Consider the following 710-nt stretch of genomic DNA (forward strand, 5'->3'; position numbering starts at 1 on the left):
GGTGCTGCGCAAATGGACGGTGGTATCCTAGTTGTTGCGGCAACTGATGGTCCTATGCCACAAACTCGTGAGCACATCCTTCTAGGTCGCCAAGTTGGTATTCCTTACATCCTTGTTTTCATGAACAAGTGTGACATGGTTGACGACGAAGAGCTTCTAGAGTTGGTTGAGATGGAAGTTCGTGAACTTCTTTCTGAGTACGACTTCCCAGGCGACGATTGCCCAGTAATTCAAGGTTCTGCACTAGGTGCATTGAACGGCGAAGAGCAGTGGGAAGCGAAAATCATTGAGCTAGCTGAAGCACTGGATTCTTACATCCCAGAGCCAGAGCGTGCTATCGATAAGCCATTCATCCTGCCAATCGAAGACGTATTCTCAATCCAAGGCCGTGGTACTGTTGTAACAGGTCGTGTTGAGCAAGGTATCGTACGCGTAGGTGACGAAGTTGCTATCGTTGGTATCGTAGACACCATCACCACTACTTGTACTGGTGTTGAGATGTTCCGTAAACTTCTTGACGAAGGCCGTGCTGGTGAGAACGTTGGTGTTCTTCTACGTGGTACTAAGCGTGATGAAGTTCAACGTGGTCAAGTACTTGCTAAGCCAGGTTCAATCACTCCACACACTACTTTCACGTCAGAAATCTACGTTCTGTCGAAAGATGAAGGCGGCCGTCATACTCCGTTCTTCAAAGGCTACCGTCCACAGTT

The 710-nt window shown here is 48.3% G+C and carries 1 protein-coding gene; it reads left to right on the plus strand.

Going from position 1 to position 710, the window contains the following annotated elements; genetic code table 11:
• On the plus strand, positions 1-710 hold a 710-nt coding region (locus BCT27_RS18550; protein WP_241908599.1), incomplete at both ends, for a GTP-binding protein.

The sequence above is a fragment of the Enterovibrio norvegicus genome (assembly GCF_002876705.1).
GTDB lineage: Bacteria > Pseudomonadota > Gammaproteobacteria > Enterobacterales > Vibrionaceae > Enterovibrio > Enterovibrio norvegicus_B.